Consider the following 16,157-nt stretch of genomic DNA (forward strand, 5'->3'; position numbering starts at 1 on the left):
TATCGCGGCCGGATCACGCGAAGCTGGACCGGCGAAAATCAGCCGAGACCTCAGTAGATGTAGCGGATGTGGTCGCTCCAGTAACGCTCAAGGCGACGAAATGCCTCCGTAACCTCAGCCAGCGGTGTCTTTCCGAGCTGGCCCTTCGACTCGAGCTCCCGGGCCTGCCGCTCGAACAGTTCACCAACCAAGGTCGAGACCCTCTGGCCCTTTTCGGTCAACCGTACCCGCACCGCTCGCCGGTCCACACTGCATTTTTCGTGATGCATGTAGCCGGCTTCGACCAGTTTCTTGAGATTGTACGAGACGTTAGAGCCCTGATAGTAACCGCGAGATTTCAGCTCGCCTGCCGTCAGCTCATGGTCGCCGACATTAAAGATCAACAGCGCCTGCACCGCGTTTATGTCCAGGATTGCCAACCGCTCGAACTCGTCCTTGATGACGTCCAACAGCAAGCGATGCAGCCGTTCGATCATTGCCAGAAGTTCGAGATAGCGCGCAAGGTAGCTGGCCTCGGCGCAGGCGGGTTCGAGACGAGCATGTTCTGTCAGGGCGTTCATGGCCGGACTCCGTGTCTTATTCCGGGGCGTTCCCGCAACATTCACGGATAGTCACAAGATCCGGTTAACAAGGCCTGACGCCCCACCGGGCCGGCGGTTCAGCCGATTTGGTGGTGTTCGCGCACCGGCCCGAGGACCGGAAGAAGAGATTCGGGCATGGGCTGCTGGCCAGTGATCCAAGCGTAGAGATCCTGGTCGTTCTCGTTCAGCATCGCCTCGTAGGCCAGCAGTTCCGCCTCGGACATGGCGGGCAGCCGGGCATCGGCGTAGGGACCTAGGATCAGGTCCATTTCCTTCGTGCCGCGCCGCCAGCTGCGCATCAGTAGCTGCTTTTGACGGGGGGTAAGGCCTTCGGTAGGTCTCATCGATTACCGAGCCAGTCCAAGCAGCCGGCGCTCGAGCCTCAGGGTACGATTCGCGACCTCGTGCTGCAGCTTGCGCAGCTGGCGCAATTCCTCGACCAGCGCCTGCACCTCGTTCGCCTCCGGGGCGTCGCTTGGCTGCTGCACGCCCTGCCCTTCGCCGCTCATCAGCCAGATGATCGAGACGTTGAGCACGCCCGCCAGCATCTGCAGCTTGTTCGCGCGCGGTTCGGAGCGGTCGTCCTCCCAGTTCTGCAATGTCTGGATCTTGATACCCAGACGGCGGGCCAGTTGTGCCTGGTCCATGCCCATGGCGTCACGCGCGGCGGCAATCCGGTCGCCAAAGGTCGCGGCGTCGTCCGAGTAGTCGGTGACGGCGGTGTCGTCGAGTTCGGTCACGGGATCCTCCTCGAGGCTGTAGCTAGCGCAGTCTGGCCGGGAGCTGCAAGCGATGCAGGGCGGCGAACGACCAACAAGGGTGTTTCAACGTCGCTGGCGGTCCAGTCCAGCCAAGAAAAAGGGCGCCACATGGGGCGCCCTTCCAATCCTGCTCTGATACGCCGCGATCAGGCGTCGGTCTCGTCCAGCTCTTCGACTGCCTTCTGCAGATCGTCCTTGCTGACACCCTTCTCGGTCACCTTGGCCTGCTCGACGATGTGATCGACGACCTTGTCCTCAAAGATCGGCGCGCGCAGCTGCTGCTGGGCACCGGCGTTCTTCTGAATGAACTCGAAGAAGGCCCGCTCCTGTCCCGGATACTGACGAGCCTGGGCCATCATCGCCTGCTGCATCTCGGCGTCGGTCACCGAAATCTCGGCCTTGTTCCCGACCTCGGCCAGGACCAGACCCAGGCGCACGCGGCGCTCGGCCAGTTTGTTGTGCTCATCGGTCGGCTCGATCTCGGGGTGATCGTGGCCCTGGTGGTCGGGGTTTTCTTCGTGCCACAGCTGGTGCGCGATCTGCTTCGCCTCGGTCTCGACCAGGCTCGGCGGCAGGTCGAAGTCGAAGAGATCGTCCAGCTTGTCCATCAGCTTGCGCTTGAGGACCTGACGGGCGGCGCCGGCATATTCGTCGGCCAGACGCTCTCGTACCTGGGCCTTCAGGGCCTCGAGGTCGTCCATGCCGAACCGCTTGGCCAGCTCGTCATCGATCGGGGCTGCTTTCGGCTCCTTGACGTCCTTGATCTTGCACTCGAAGACCGCGTCCTTCCCGGCCAGGGCTTCGGCCTGGTACTCTTCGGGGAAGGTTACGTTGACGTTGCGCTCTTCGCCGGCCTTCACGCCCTTCAGCTGATCCTCGAAACCGGGAATGAAGCTGTTCGAGCCCAGAACCAGCGGATAGTCCTCGGCCGAGCCGCCCTCGAAGGCCTCGCCATCGACCTTGCCGACGAAATCGATCACGACCTGGTCGCCATCCTGGGCTTCCTCGCCTTCAGCGCGGGCTTCGAAGTGGTTGGCAGAGTTCGCCAGGTTATCCAGCGCCTCGTTCACCGACTCGTCGTCGATCTCGACGACAAGTTTCTCAAGCTCGATGCCCGAGAAGTCGCCTTCGGGAACTTCGGGCAGCGCTTCGTAGGAGAGCGCGACCTCGACGTCCTGGCCTTCTTCCCAGTCCTCGTTGGTCATCTTGACATCGGGCTGCATCGCCGGGCGGTCGCCGGTCTGCTCGAAATGCTCGCGCATGGCTTCGTCGATGCTTTCCTGCATCGCTTCGCCCAGAACGGACTTGCCGAACATCTTTTTCATCAGCGCAGCCGGGGCCTTGCCCTTGCGGAAGCCCTTCATCTGGAAGTTCTTCCGGGCCTCTTCCAGCTTCGCGTTGACCTTCTCGTCCAGTTCCTGGGCGGTCAGGGTGATCGCGTAAGCGCGCTTCAGTCCTTCGTTCTGGGTCTCGGTGACCTGCATCCGTACGTCGTCCTCATTGCCGTGTTTCCGCCCGTCGCCGGTACCTGGTGCGGGTGGAGGGACTTGAACCCCCACGCCGTGCGGCACCAGAACCTAAATCTGGCGTGTCTACCAATTCCACCACACCCGCAAGACCGGCTTCCGGGCGCCGGGCGTCCCGAAATCCCGGGCCTTCTAGCAAAGCGTTTCGGCGGGGGCGAGGGGAAATTTCATCACCCGGCCCTCGGGCGCAAGCAAAGCCCGCTGCCCTACCCGTCCGCTAGACGCCGAGATCGCGAAAAACCGCCGGCAGCTCTTCGGGCAGATCTTCGGCAATCAGACCCGGGCCGAAGCTCCGCGCGCATTCAACGTGCAGCCAGGCGGCGGTCTCGGCGGCCTTCTTCGGCGGGAACCCGCGCGCCAGCAGTCCGGTGATGAACCCGGCCAGAACATCCCCTGCGCCGGCGGTGGCAAGCCAGGGGACCGCCCGCTCGTCCTGTGCAGCGTTGACCGATGCGGCACCGGTCTGATCAGCGATCACCGTATCCGCCCCTTTATACAAAACCGTGCACCCTGCCTGGCACGCCGCCGTACGGGCGGCATCCACCTTCGAGCAGGCCGGTCCACTGGTCGCGGGCTCTGAAAGCATCGCCTGGGCTTGCGGGAAGAGGCGGGCGAACTCTCCGGCATGGGGCGTCAGGACACAATCCTCGTGCAGCGCATCATATAGTATTGCCCGGTCGTCCGTGAAAGCGGTCAGCGCGTCCGCGTCCAGAACGGTCGGTCGCCGGGCCTCGAGCGTCGTCAGAACCATTTCGCGCGTCGCTTCGCCGCCACCATGTCCGGGACCGATCAGGATCGCGTTCAGGCGCTCGTCGCTCAGCATGTCTGCCAGGGCCCTGGAGCCATCCACCGGCCTGAGCATGATCCCGTCCAGACGGGCCGCGTTCTCGGCCAGAGCGGCGGGCGGGCAACCGACCGTCACCAGCCCCGCTCCGATCCGCAACGCCCCCCGCGCCGCCATCCGCGCCGCGCCCCCCTTCCCGGCGTCACCCGAAAGGATCAGGGCATGGCCGTGGTTGTACTTGTGACCTGAGGTCAGCTTCCGCAGCCGGAGGGGTTCGGGCGCCACAAGGGACACAACCGCTGCGGATTGTGCAGTCTCCTTGCTCGACTGCCCGCGAATTTCTTCGAGCACGGCGAGGCTCGCTTGGCGGTCCAGGCCGATGTCCTTCACCGCCAGGGCGCCGCATGCCTCCGGCCCCCCCGCCAGAACATGCCCGACCCGCGGCGCGTGAAATGTAACGGTCAACGCCGTCTGAGGCCGTTCGGTCTCGGACCCAAGCCACCGACCGCTGTCCGAGCAGAGCCCCGAAGGCAGGTCAACGGCTACGATGGGTTTTCCCAACGCGCACAGGGCGCGCCGCGCCTCGCCCTCGACCGAGCGTGTGAGACCGGTCCCGAAAAGCGCGTCGACATAGATGTCCGCGGCAGCCTCCATCAGTTCGGTGCTTCCGCGCAGCGACCCAAGCTCTCGCCAGCGCCTGCAATTTTCAGCCGCATCGGGGGGCAGCCTGGACTCATCACCGAAGAGGAAGACGTCGACTTCCCAGCCCCGTTCTTTCAAGAGCCGCGCGATGACGAACCCGTCGCCGCCGTTGTTGCCGGGACCGCAAAGGATCACAGCGTGGCGCGGCCCCTCGACCAGCTCGGGCCGCCATTCCATGATGGCCTCGACAACGCCTGAACCAGCGCGCTCCATCAACTCCAGGCCGGTGACCGAACCACTGTCCATCGCCGCTTTTTCTATGGCGCGCATTTGCGCCGCGGTCAGCAGCTCGGTCATCGCGGTTCCTTTTCATCAAGCCCAGCGGATGGGCAATTTGCACAAATAATGGGCAGTTTTCGTCAAATCCTGCTGACGCCCCATGTCCTGCCATGCTACCGGTTTGAAATCGCCCGGGCGAGGTGCTTTCACCGCCCGAAACAGGATCGCCCGTCCCGTGCGCGGGGGCATTGGAGACAGGATACATGAAGAAAATCGAGGCCGTCATCAAACCCTTCAAGCTCGACGAAGTGAAGGAAGCGCTCCAGGAAATCGGCATCCAGGGGCTTTCCGTGATCGAGGCGAAGGGCTTCGGCCGGCAGAAGGGCCACACCGAGCTGTACCGTGGTGCGGAATACGTCGTGGACTTCCTGCCCAAGGTGAAAATCGAGGTCGTGATCGACGACGGCATGCTGGATCAGGCCATCGAGGCGATCATCGCCGCGGCCAAGACCGGCAAGATCGGCGACGGCAAGATCTTCGTCTCGACCGTGGATCAGGCGATCCGCATCCGCACCGGTGAAGAAGGCTCCGACGCCCTCTGACCCCCGATAACCCTAAACTGAACCAGGGAAGAAACCGATGAGCGACAACGAAAAGTTTCTCAAGACGATCAAGGACGAGGACGTCGAGTACATCGACATCCGCTTCACCGACCCGCGCGGGAAGCTGCAGCACGTCACGGTGATCAACGATCTCGTCGACGAGGACTTCATGGCCGAAGGCTTCATGTTCGACGGCTCGTCGATCGCCGGCTGGAAGTCGATCGACAAGTCGGACATGAAACTGATGCCCGACGCCTCGTCGGCCTACATGGATCCGTTCTTCGCCGAGAAGACTCTCTGCGTGCACTGCGACGTGCTCGAGCCGGACACCAACGAGGCCTACGAGCGTGACCCGCGCACGACCGCCAAGAAAGCCGAAGCATATCTGAAATCCTCCGGCATCGGCGATCAGTCGTTCTGGGGTCCGGAAGCCGAGTTCTTCGTCTTCGACCATGTCCGCTACTCGGTCTCGATGGACAAGGTGGGCTACGAAGTCGACGCGCATGACGCCTCGTGGAACACCGATACCGAGTACGAGATGGGCAACATGGGCCACCGGCCCGGCGTCAAGGGCGGCTACTTCCCGGTTCCCCCCGTGGACGCCGCGCAGGACCTGCGCTCGGAAATGCTGTCGACCATGAAGCGGATCGGCATGAAGGTCGACAAGCACCACCACGAGGTGGCTTCGTGCCAGCACGAGCTGGGTCTGATCTTCGGCTCGCTGACCGAGCAGGCCGACGCGCTGCAGAAGTACAAGTACGTCATCCATCAGGTTGCACAGGCCTACGGCAAGTCGGCGACCTTCATGCCGAAGCCGATCGCCGGCGACAACGGCACCGGCATGCACGTCAACCAGTCGATCTGGAAAGACGGCAAGCCGCTCTTCGCCGGTGACAAATACGCCGACCTGAGCGACGAGGCCCTGTGGTACATCGGCGGCGTTCTGAAGCACGCGAAGGCCCTGAACGCGTTCACCAACCCGTCGACCAACTCCTACAAACGCCTGATCCCGGGCTTCGAAGCTCCGGTCCTGCTGGCCTACTCGGCCCGCAACCGCTCGGCCTCGGTTCGTATTCCGTGGACGGAAAGCCCGAAGGCGAAGCGCGTCGAGACCCGCTTCCCCGATCCGACCGCCAACCCCTACCTGGCGTTCTCGGCCCTGCTGCTGGCGGGCATGGACGGGATCAAGAACAAGATCCATCCGGGCGACGCGGCGGACAAGGATCTCTACGATCTGCCGCCCGAGGAACTGGCTGGCATCCCGACCGTCTGCGGCAGCCTGCGTGAGGCGCTGGAAAGCCTCGAGGCCGACAGCGACTTCCTGACCGCCGGCGGCGTGTTCACGAAGGACCAGATCGAGGGCTATGCAGAGCTCAAGTGGGAAGAGGTGTACACCTACGAGCACACCCCGCACCCCGTCGAGTTCAAGATGTACTACAGCTGCTGATCGCAGCCGCATCGAGCCAAATTGGGGCCGCCTTCGGGCGGCCCTTTCCTTTTTCCGAAACCGTTTTGCGATCCTGCCCCGCTCGTGAAAGACTTCGGAGCGCAGTCATTGGGGGACAGTATGGCGTTGAGCGTGATCGGTGCGGGAATGGGACGAACCGGCACCAATTCCCTGCGACTTGCCCTGAACCAGTTGGGAATGGGCCCCTGCCATCACATGTTCGAAGTCATGGCAAATCCCGAGCAGGTCCCGATCTGGCGCGCGGCAGGCCGGGGCGAGTTGCCGGATTGGGACAATGCTTATGCGGGCTATCGCTCGGCGGTCGACTGGCCAACGGCCTATTTCTGGCGCGAACTGGCGGCGTACTACCCTGAGGCCAAGGTGATTCTGACCGTCCGCGATCCTGAGGCCTGGTTCGAGAGCGTTTCGAAAACCATCGGTCCGAACGTGGATCCGACCACCAACGATCCGGACTCGTTCGGTGTCGCAGTGATAGGCCAGAAGGTCTTCGGCGGACGTGTCATGGACCGGAAGCATGCGATCTCGGTCTTCGAGCAGCATAATGAAACCGTGAGATCCGCGCTGCCCGCGGATCGCCTTCTGGTCTACCGGACCGGCGACGGCTGGGAGCCCTTGTGCGCATTTCTCGGCATACCTGTCCCGACGGAGCCCTACCCCCGCAGCAACGACACCGCGTCTTTCTTGGCACGCGGAGAAGACCGCGCGGGCACCCCACCTGAGCCGTGACCCGCTGGCACCGGATATGACAATTATCGCACGGTTTCCGGCGACGGGCTTGTCATGCAGCGAAAGCTGCGAGATGATTCGGACCTGAACCATCCGGGCCGCCAGGGGGACTAGCGGTCAAGCCGGACGGGTAATTGGGGACTATCGAGCGTAAAGAGGACCGAAGACGGCGCAGCCGATCGTGGCGCGTTGTCATCGGGGGGCCATTTGAAATTTCCGCCTCGGCGGAGATGGGTAGGTGGTATGAAGCGGTATTCGCGCCCGGCCGAGCTTGGCCAGGCGGAGAGCGTCGTTCCCGGGGGGCACGATCCCTGGCGCGAAAAATCACGCGGCCGAAGCTGGCTGCGCACGGTCGGCTATTGGTCGATCGCACTGGTCGCGCCGCTTGCCGTCGCGGGCGAGATGTTCTGGCCAGAAGCCGAGCGGACACAGCGGCCGGACGGCATCTCCCGGATCGTCGAACAGGCGATGCGCGTCGAAACCTCCACAACGCCTGAGCCCGCGAGCAAATCCGCCGAACCGGCGCCCGAGGTAGCATCCGTATCGGCGGTGATCGCCGATCCGCCACAAGCGACCGCAAACAACCGCACGACAAGCGCAGCGCCCTCGTTCACCCCCCAGCGCGCTCCAGCGCCCTCGGCACTTGCTCCGGTGGAATTCACCGCCGATCCGCCTCCCATCGCACCGCGCGTCGAGACCGCGCGCAATGCCACTGCCGACACCCCCGTGGCCCCCGAGGCAGAGATCGCGGACGCCCCGCCTGCATCGCAGCAGAACGAGCCCGGAGAGCGCCCGCGCTACAGCATGCAATTGACGCCGCCACCGGGGCTGGCGCGTACGCGCGGCGGAGCCATCATCTCGGACTCGCGGGATGGCGCTCCCCGGACAGCCACACAGAAGTCGACGCTCGGCACTCCTGACGCAGGGCCGAACGCGCGGGAACTGGAAGCCGTGCGCCGCGAACTTGCTGCCATTGCGGACCCGCGAAAGACTTCGGCGCGGGCCGATGCGCGCGAGGACGCGCTGACCCAGCCCGAAGACGCGAGTGCGTTTCAAGGTGGTCGCAGCATGGCCGAGATCACCGGATCGCCACCACCAGCCGTCATAGGCACACGTGTCGCGATCCACGTGCCCTATTCGAACGACAACGCCTTTGGTCGGAGGATCGCGCAATACCTGATGGCCGATGGACTGGACGTTTTCGCCCTTCGCTCGTTCCGCTTCGGATTGAACGAGCCCAACGTCCGCTATTTCCACCCGTCAGACAGACCGGTCGCTGAACGCGTCACCCGTGTTTTGACCGCCTATGGCCATCCGGCCAATCTCCAGGACTTTACCCATTTCCGGCCCACGCCCGAACCCGGCCTGATCGAGGTCTGGATCGCACCTGGAGAATCCGCAGTGCGGCGCTAACACCTTTTTCAATCGTGCCCGCGTTCACGCGTCCCGCGACCGCTTCGCGGCTTGCCGACGGGCTCACCCCGTACGCGGCGCAGGGTTTCCGGCATGGGCGCGCGTTCTCGACCATGTGTCTCGGCCGCAAGATCCTCGGCCAGCCACGCTTCCAGTTCTACCAGGTCGTCAGGCGGCGTCTGCCCCATCGCCCACATCTCGCGGATCGTCTCCTGCAGGCGTTCGTGCAGCACGTGCCGGTCCGTGGGCGTGCCGGCGATCTCTTCAAGCAACGCATACGCAGAAGCCTTGAGGGATTCGAAGCTCATGATCTCACCTCGCGCAGTCTCGGCAGAGCGGCGCGTGCGGCACCGCATCCAGCCGTTCCTCGGATATCGGATCGCCACATTTCGCGCAGATCCCGTAGGTACCCTTCTCGATCCGGTCAAGCGCCGCGCGGATCATCTGGATCTCATGCAGGCCTTCGCGCCCCATGCTCTCCATAACCTCGTCGGCCTCCCGCTCGGTGGCACGGTCCTCGTCATCCTTGGGCACGGGTTGCTCGAGTTCGTGCTCGATCTCGCGAAGCTTCTCCTCGATCACGGCGAGTCGGTCCTCAAGCTGCACGCGGCGTTTGGCGATCTCCGTCATATCTTGCCTCCCTTTCCCTCAGCTTGCCTCAGCACAGGCCGGAACAGCAAAGCTTTTCCTGAGGGCGAGGCGACGGATCAGTTGGCGAGCGTGCGGTTTCGGAAGGCGATCCGGCCAAGCAGCGCCATGTGGTCCGAGCCAGCCGCCGGCAGCATCGCCACCTGGCCCGAGAGATCCTCGGACAGCAGCATGTGGTCCAGCGGCAATCCCGGCCAGACGCCCGGACGGCGGAAGGTCAGCCGCAACCCCGAAGCCGGTCGTGTCCCGGTCGCGGCGGCGATCCGGTCGACCGCGTGACTCCAGGACGGCGCATTGAAGTCACCCGCGATCAGCACCGGCTCGTCCAACGCCGAAAGCTCAGGCGCAATGCTGGTGATCTGCTCCGGCTGCCCGTAGGGCCAGGGCCAGTGCAGGTGCAGGCCGACCACCGTCAGCGGTCCGCCATCGGTACCAAGCCGCACCCAGGCGGCGCCCTGCCCCTCGAGGCATCCTGGTTTGTCGAGCAGCCGCGCATTTGTCAGGATCGCGACGCCGCCGACGCTGGCGAACGGGCAGACCACTTGGTTTCGGTAACGCCGTGCAAGCCTCTGTACGATATCTTCGTTCGGTGCGCCGATCTCCTGCAGCACGACAACGTCCGGGGCGGCAGCGGCGATCTGCGCCAGCAGCTCGTCCGGCGCCCCGTTGTCGAAGCGCAGGTTGTGGCTGTAGACGCTCAGCTGCGGCTGGGCGACCGGATCGCCCGGGAACGCTGCCGGAGCGATACCCGCGCCCGCGATCAGCAGCCCCGTCACCGCGAGCAGACGCGCAGTCAGCGCCGCGAAGGCCACCGAGAACAGCAGTACGCAGGCAAAGCCGACGGCGAACTGGATGCGGAGCGCCGCGAGACTGTCGAAAGCGGGGTGCGCGTGCCCGAAATAGCCCGCCAGCACTAGCAGGATGCCCAATGCCGTCAGCATCGACACCGCCCCGCGAATCGCATCCGTCATCCTGCCCGCCCTCTTCCGGTCACGGACCCAGCATGCACCGCGCAGGCCGCGCGCATCCAGCCCGCCGTTCATTCCTCGGCGCGACGCGGCTAGACGTCGGAAATGTTGCAAGCTCAGCAACGAAACGCCGCATAGCAGCCATGGCTCTAGCGCATGGCTCTGAAATTCGGGGGAAATTTCTCAGGCATGCCAAAGTCATACGCCTGTCACATATCTCCATGCAGTTGCGCATGATTGCTCCTGCTCTCTCACAAAACCGTGCCATCCCCTCGCGGGCGGTATCGCCTTATCCCACCTTACGCCATGATCAGGGCGCGCGATTCCGCTCGCCCATGCCACGGATACCGACATGCCAACCGAGAGACTGACATTCGCCGGACACTCCGGCCACGACCTCGCCGCGCGTCTGGACCTGCCAAGCGTGGGGCACCAGGCGACTGCGGTGTTCGCGCACTGCTTCACCTGCGGCAAGGACATCGCCGCGGCCCGCCGGATTTCCGACCGATTGGCCGCGATGGGCATCGCCGTGTTGCGCTTCGACTTCACCGGCCTCGGCCACTCTCAGGGCGAGTTTGCCAACACCCATTTCACCTCGAACGTCGAGGACCTTGTGCTGGCGTGCAAGCATCTGGAAAGCCTCGGCCATCCGGTGGACATGCTGATCGGCCACTCGCTGGGCGGCGCCGCGGTACTAAAGGCCGCCCCGCAGGTGCCCTCGGCCCGCGCAGTGGTCACCATCGGCGCACCGTTCGACCCGAGCCATGTCGCCCACAACTTCCATGACCGGCTGGACGATATCCTGCGCGACGGTGCGGCCGAGGTGGACCTGGCGGGCCGCCCTTTCACGATCCGGCGCGAGTTCCTGGACGACATCGCCGAGACCGAGCTTTCCGATGCGATCGGCGGCATGAAGAAGGCGCTGCTTGTCCTGCATGCCCCGACCGACGAGACGGTTTCGATCGACAACGCCTCGGACATCTTCATGGCCGCGAAGCACCCGAAAAGCTTCGTGACGCTGGACGATGCGGACCACCTGCTGACGCGCTCGAAGGATGCGGAATACGCTGCCGAGGTGATCGCCGCCTGGTCACGCCGCTACCTGCAGATCAAACGCCCCGCCGCGCCCATCGGCGCTCCCGAGGGCGTGGTCCGCGTGTCCGAGGCCGATGCGAACGGCTACCTGCAGGACGTGATCGCCGGGCCGCGCCACTACACCCGTGCGGACGAGCCGAAGGCCATGGGTGGCAGCGATGCTGGAATGACGCCCTACCAGTTCCTGTCCGCCGCGCTCGGCGCCTGCACGTCGATGACGATCCGCATGTACGCGCGGCGCAAGAAATGGGACCTGCGTCATGTCTCGGTCGATGTAACCCATGACAAGGTCCACGCCTCGGATTGCGAGCATTGCACCTCAAACGAGAAGATCGACGTGATGCACCGCCGGATCACGCTGGACGGGAACCTCGACATCGATCAGCGCCAGAAGCTGCTCGAGATCGCCGACAAGTGCCCTGTGCACCGCACGCTGGAATCGCGGGTGCATGTCCGCACCGAACTCGAGACGATGGAGACCCCGCCCCTCGTCGCCGAGACTGTCCACGCGGACTGAGCCGACTCATGGCTTCTGTCGGGGCCGGGAGAACACCATCTTCTGGTCCCGAAGCTTCTCGGGCGGGCCGACCCAGGCATAGGCCAGCAGTGACGGCTCCTTGTCCGATACCGTGATGCGGTGCATGTGCCCCGGCGGATTGAAGATCAGCGAGCCGGGTTCATAGACCCCCTGATGGTTCTCGGAAACCGCGCCGGAGAGGCAGATGTAGCTCTCGGTGATCCCGTCATGTGCGTGTGCCGGATAGACGCATCCCGGCGCAAACAGCACGAGGCCCAGGATCACGCGGTCGGTGACCACCGGCCCGTGTGGCCCAGCGATCTCGGCGTAAGCATAACGGTTCTCCAGACCTTTCGGCACCTTGTCATAGCCGTACTGCCAGCTGAGTTCCGGCGAGACCGCATCGACCGCCCGGATCACGCCCTCCATCTGATAGCGCCGCCCGAGGTCGAGCGCGCGCCGCAGATGCACGGTCACCGGACGCGAAACCGGAGGCAGAAGCCGCACCTCGGGCCTGTCCGATAGTGCCTTGCTGATCCCCTCGCGCACGGCACGTTGATGGCTGCGGATTCGGTCGCTTCCACCTGAGGACATGCGCCGGTAGAATTCGTAATACTCATTCAGCAGGTAGCGCCAGTCCGGCGCCTCGATCAGCGACTTCGAAGTGCCTGCTTCCATTGGGGACCTCGTGGGCGGTTTTCGGGACCGAAGATAGTCTTGGCAACCAGCACGGGAAGGCCTGTTCGCGACATCGGGTGCGGTTGGTGCTATTGCGTCCAAACACTCCAGATGTTCTAATGCCGAGCCAAGAAACCACTATATCGAGCATTCATATGGCCGCCGACGACCTGTTCAACGATCCGCCGGAGGATACCGGTTACGACGCGTCCTCGATCGAGGTTCTCGAACAGCTCGAAGCAGTGCGCCTGCGCCCCGGCATGTATATCGGCGGCACCGACGAACGGGCGTTGCATCACCTTGTGGCCGAGGTGCTCGACAACTCAATGGACGAGGCTGTCGCCGGCCACGCCACGCGGATCGAGTTGGAGCTCCACGCCGACGGCAGCGTGACCGTCCGCGACAACGGCCGTGGCATTCCGGTCGACCCGCACCCGAAATTCCCCGACCGCTCAGCGCTGGAGGTCATTCTCTGCACGCTCCACGCTGGCGGCAAGTTCAACGGCAAGGCCTACCAGACCTCGGGCGGCCTTCACGGCGTCGGCGCGTCGGTGGTCAACGCGCTGTCCTCGCTGGTCCGGGTCGAGGTGGCGCGTAACAAGACACTCTACGCGCAAGAGTTCTCACGCGGGATCCCGCAGGGCAAGATCCAGAACCTGGGCGCGACCCAGAACCGGCGCGGCACCAGCTTCACCTTTTTACCCGACCCACAGATCTTCGGCGCGACCGCTCGACTGAAACCCGCGCGTCTGCACAAGATGGCGCGGTCGAAAGCCTATCTTTTCTCGGGTGTCGAGGTGCGCTGGAAATGCGCGCCGGAACTTCTGGGCAAGGACGACGACACGCCGGATCAGGCGGTGTTCCACTTCCCCGGCGGTCTCGCGGATTACCTGAACGATCTACTCCAAGGTGCTGCGACTTATTCGGAAAAGCCGTTCGCAGGAAAGGTCGTCTTCGCCGAGAAATTCCGCGACGACACGCCCGGCTATGTCGAATGGGCGATCAACTGGGCCCCCGGCCGCGACGCCTTCGTCGCCTCCTACTGTAATACGGTACCCACGCCTCAGGGCGGCACGCACGAGGCCGGGTTCTGGGCCGCGATCCTCAAGGGCATCCGTGCCTATGGCGAGCTGGTAGGCAACCGCAAGGCCGCTCAGATCACCCGCGACGATGTGCAGGCGGGCGGCTCGGCGATGATATCGGTCTTCATCCGCGAGCCGGATTTCGTCGGCCAGACCAAGGACAGGCTGTCGACCGTCGCTGCGCAACGCCTGGTCGAGGCCAGTGTGCGCGATCACTTCGACCACTGGCTCGCCTCGGACACCAAGTCGGCGGGTGCGATCCTCGACTACCTCGTGCTGAAGGCCGAGGAACGGCTGCGCCGCAAGGCCGAGAAGGAAACCACCCGCAAGTCCGCCACCAAGAAGCTGCGGCTGCCGGGCAAACTGGTCGACTGTTCCACCAGCGCCCGCGAAGGCACCGAGCTGTTCCTGGTCGAGGGCGACTCGGCCGGCGGCTCGGCCAAGATGGCCCGCATGCGCGAGATCCAGGCCTTGCTGCCCCTGCGCGGCAAGATCCTGAACGTGTTGGGCGCGGCCAGCTCGAAATTGGGCCAGAACACTGAACTGTCAGACCTCTGCCAGGCGCTCGGCACCGGCATGGGCACCAAGTTCAACGTCGAGGATCTTCGCTACGAGAAGATCATCATTATGACCGATGCGGACGTGGACGGTGCGCACATCGCCGCGCTTCTGATGACCTTTTTCTTCACGCAAATGCGACCGCTGATCGACAACGGCCATCTCTACCTCGCCTGCCCGCCACTATATCGCCTCACTCAGGGGGCACACCGCGTATACGCAATGGACGACGCAGAGAAAGACCGTCTTATGGAGTCGGGGCTTGGGGGCCGTGGAAAGATCGAGGTTTCGCGCTTCAAGGGTCTCGGCGAAATGGACGCCAAGGACCTCAAGGAAACCACGATGAATCCGGAAACGCGCAAGCTGATCCGCGTATCGATTGACGAGGACGAGCCGGGCGAGACGTTCGGCCTGGTGGAGCGGCTGATGGGCAAGAAACCCGAACAGCGCTTCCTGTACATCCAGGAAAACGCCCGCTTCGTCGAGGCTGTGGACGTGTGATGCACAAGACCAGTATCGTTTCGGTCCGCGCGCTCCTGGGCGGCGCGGCGCTTGCCGTGGTTGCCGTGGTTGCCGCAACGGAACCTCATGCGGCGCAGGTCGACATCCTCGAAACCATCGACGGACCGCAGATCGTCATGATCGCCGGGCCAATCGAGGACGGGAACGACATGGTCTTCGCGGCACGGACACGCGGCATCGAGGATGCCATCGTCCTGCTTCGTGGACCGGGCGGCTCGCCGATCGCGGCGATGAATATCGGAGCCGTGATTTCCGAGCGCGGCTTCGATACCGCGATCGTGCCTTATGCTGAATGCGATTCCGGCTGCGCCCTTGTCTGGCTCGCCGGGGCGGAGCGCTTCATGGCCCCGACAGCCCGACTGAACCTGACGGTCGACTCGGCGGCGACACAGGCCGCTCCGTCACTGCCCGCATTGCAGAACCTGATCCGCAACTATCTGCGTGACATAGACATGACCGAGGCGAACCGGGGCATCACCTATTCGCGCGACGGTGCGGCGCCAGACCTTTGGATGGACCGCGCCGCAGTGGCGGAGCTCGGCGTCGAGATCACGATCTCGGAACAGGAGCTTGCTCTCACCTCGGCCGAAACCGAGGCACCTGAAGAGCCTGAGACCAACGAGGTCGCGGAGCCTTTAGCTGCCGCGGACCCGGCGCGGGAAACGGTCAAACCCGAACCGATTCTAGAGGCGCAGCCCATAGCAGAAGTGCCGTCGCCGGAAACCCCGGCCTTCACCGAGGACGAGGTTGAGGTCGAGACCGAAGTCACCGAGGCACCGGAACCGGAGATCGCGCCGGTCGCGGAAGCCTTCACAGAGGTAAGCGAGACAGAAGAAAGCGCCACTGACGGAAGCGAAACCGCAGAAACTGCTTCGGAGCATGCCGAACCGACGCAGACCACCGAGGTTCCTGCCGACACCGAGGCCGTTTCGGACATCGAGACTGCCAGCACCGATCAGCCATTGGCCTCCGAGGCTGTAGTCACGGAGGAAGACGCTGCACCTAAGCTGGAGGCCGAACCCGAAGCGCCAGAAGACCTCGTCCTCGCCCTGCCCCCGGATCAGCGCTGGATCGTGCTCGCGAGCTCCCGCGACGAGACTGCCCTGACCCGCGACAGCTTTGCGGACCTGCCAGACGACCAGAGCTTCCTGCGTGTCCGCACGCAGAACGGCATGTTCGCCGCCGCGATTGGCCCATTCGCCAATTCCGAGGTGTCGCAGACCCGCAGCGAGTTGATCCGGCAAGGCGCGATCCCCGGCGATAGTTACATCAGCACGGGCGGCGGCTTCGTCGAGAAGGTGGACTGA

16 protein-coding genes and 1 tRNA gene are annotated in these 16,157 nt (G+C 64.2%); 7 read left to right on the forward strand and 10 right to left on the reverse strand.

Features of this window, described 5'->3' with window-relative positions:
* Nucleotides 1-50: 50 nt before the first annotated feature.
* From ACW9UR_RS12945 to ACW9UR_RS12970, 6 genes are all read right to left on the reverse strand, one after another.
* Entirely contained in the window at nt 51-560 is a 510-nt protein-coding gene (locus tag ACW9UR_RS12945) for a MarR family winged helix-turn-helix transcriptional regulator (protein ID WP_458917407.1), read from the reverse strand.
* A gap of 98 nt (nt 561-658) precedes the next feature.
* A complete protein-coding gene (locus ACW9UR_RS12950) occupies nt 659-880 on the reverse strand; it encodes a succinate dehydrogenase assembly factor 2 (protein ID WP_458917408.1) in 222 nt (73 codons plus the stop codon).
* Between the two features lie 48 nt (nt 881-928).
* Entirely contained in the window at nt 929-1,321 is a 393-nt protein-coding gene (locus ACW9UR_RS12955; RefSeq protein ID WP_458917409.1) for a helix-turn-helix domain-containing protein, read from the reverse strand.
* A gap of 167 nt (nt 1,322-1,488) precedes the next feature.
* The gene (gene tig / locus ACW9UR_RS12960; protein WP_458917410.1) at nt 1,489-2,826 is read right to left on the reverse strand and encodes a trigger factor; all 1,338 of its coding nucleotides are present in this window, start codon (nt 2,824-2,826) and stop codon (nt 1,489-1,491) included.
* Nucleotides 2,827-2,871: 45 nt separating this feature from the next.
* Nucleotides 2,872-2,956, reverse strand: a tRNA-Leu gene (locus tag ACW9UR_RS12965).
* A gap of 129 nt (nt 2,957-3,085) precedes the next feature.
* Nucleotides 3,086-4,651 carry an NAD(P)H-hydrate dehydratase gene (locus ACW9UR_RS12970; protein WP_458917411.1) on the reverse strand — a complete coding sequence of 522 codons (1,566 nt, stop codon included), beginning with the start codon at nt 4,649-4,651 and terminating at the stop codon, nt 3,086-3,088.
* Nucleotides 4,652-4,836: 185 nt separating this feature from the next.
* Between ACW9UR_RS12970 and ACW9UR_RS12975 the strand changes: the two genes are divergently transcribed.
* From ACW9UR_RS12975 to ACW9UR_RS12990, 4 genes are all read left to right on the forward strand, one after another.
* A complete protein-coding gene (locus tag ACW9UR_RS12975) occupies nt 4,837-5,175 on the forward strand; it encodes a P-II family nitrogen regulator (RefSeq protein ID WP_458917412.1) in 339 nt (112 codons plus the stop codon).
* A 37-nt stretch (nt 5,176-5,212) separates the two neighbouring features.
* Nucleotides 5,213-6,622: a type I glutamate--ammonia ligase gene (glnA, locus tag ACW9UR_RS12980; RefSeq protein ID WP_458917413.1), complete on the forward strand. Its 1,410-nt coding sequence runs from the start codon at nt 5,213-5,215 to the stop codon at nt 6,620-6,622.
* Nucleotides 6,623-6,742: 120 nt separating this feature from the next.
* Nucleotides 6,743-7,369 (forward strand): sulfotransferase family protein, encoded by a 627-nt coding sequence (locus ACW9UR_RS12985; RefSeq protein ID WP_458917414.1) that lies wholly within the window; start codon nt 6,743-6,745, stop codon nt 7,367-7,369.
* Nucleotides 7,370-7,612: 243 nt separating this feature from the next.
* On the forward strand, nt 7,613-8,782 hold the full coding sequence (locus tag ACW9UR_RS12990) for a hypothetical protein (protein ID WP_458917415.1): 1,170 nt from the start codon (nt 7,613-7,615) through the stop codon (nt 8,780-8,782).
* 8 nt (nt 8,783-8,790) lie between these two features.
* Here ACW9UR_RS12990 and ACW9UR_RS12995 read toward each other — a convergent pair whose 3' ends face one another.
* The 3 genes from ACW9UR_RS12995 to ACW9UR_RS13005 all read right to left on the reverse strand — a co-directional run bounded on the left by ACW9UR_RS12995 (nt 8,791) and on the right by ACW9UR_RS13005 (nt 10,401).
* Nucleotides 8,791-9,090 carry a hypothetical protein gene (locus ACW9UR_RS12995; protein WP_458917416.1) on the reverse strand — a complete coding sequence of 100 codons (300 nt, stop codon included), beginning with the start codon at nt 9,088-9,090 and terminating at the stop codon, nt 8,791-8,793.
* Between the two features lie 4 nt (nt 9,091-9,094).
* Nucleotides 9,095-9,412 carry a TraR/DksA family transcriptional regulator gene (locus ACW9UR_RS13000; protein WP_458917417.1) on the reverse strand — a complete coding sequence of 106 codons (318 nt, stop codon included), beginning with the start codon at nt 9,410-9,412 and terminating at the stop codon, nt 9,095-9,097.
* 77 nt (nt 9,413-9,489) lie between these two features.
* Complete coding sequence (locus ACW9UR_RS13005; protein ID WP_458917418.1) at nt 9,490-10,401, reverse strand: endonuclease/exonuclease/phosphatase family protein; 912 nt, start codon at nt 10,399-10,401, stop codon at nt 9,490-9,492.
* Between the two features lie 349 nt (nt 10,402-10,750).
* Between ACW9UR_RS13005 and ACW9UR_RS13010 the strand changes: the two genes are divergently transcribed.
* On the forward strand, nt 10,751-12,010 hold the full coding sequence (locus tag ACW9UR_RS13010; RefSeq protein ID WP_458917419.1) for a bifunctional alpha/beta hydrolase/OsmC family protein: 1,260 nt from the start codon (nt 10,751-10,753) through the stop codon (nt 12,008-12,010).
* Nucleotides 12,011-12,016: 6 nt separating this feature from the next.
* Here the strand turns inward: ACW9UR_RS13010 and ACW9UR_RS13015 are convergent, their stop codons facing one another.
* Nucleotides 12,017-12,688 (reverse strand): dimethylsulfonioproprionate lyase family protein, encoded by a 672-nt coding sequence (locus ACW9UR_RS13015; RefSeq protein WP_458917420.1) that lies wholly within the window; start codon nt 12,686-12,688, stop codon nt 12,017-12,019.
* Between the two features lie 155 nt (nt 12,689-12,843).
* On the opposite strand from ACW9UR_RS13015, the gene parE reads away from it, so the two are divergent.
* On the forward strand, nt 12,844-14,829 hold the full coding sequence (parE, locus tag ACW9UR_RS13020; protein ID WP_458917421.1) for a DNA topoisomerase IV subunit B: 1,986 nt from the start codon (nt 12,844-12,846) through the stop codon (nt 14,827-14,829).
* Nucleotides 14,829-16,157 carry a hypothetical protein gene (locus tag ACW9UR_RS13025; protein ID WP_458917422.1) on the forward strand — a complete coding sequence of 443 codons (1,329 nt, stop codon included), beginning with the start codon at nt 14,829-14,831 and terminating at the stop codon, nt 16,155-16,157. Before parE ends, ACW9UR_RS13025 begins: the two co-directional genes overlap by 1 nt.

The organism is Halovulum sp. GXIMD14794 (assembly GCF_054457455.1).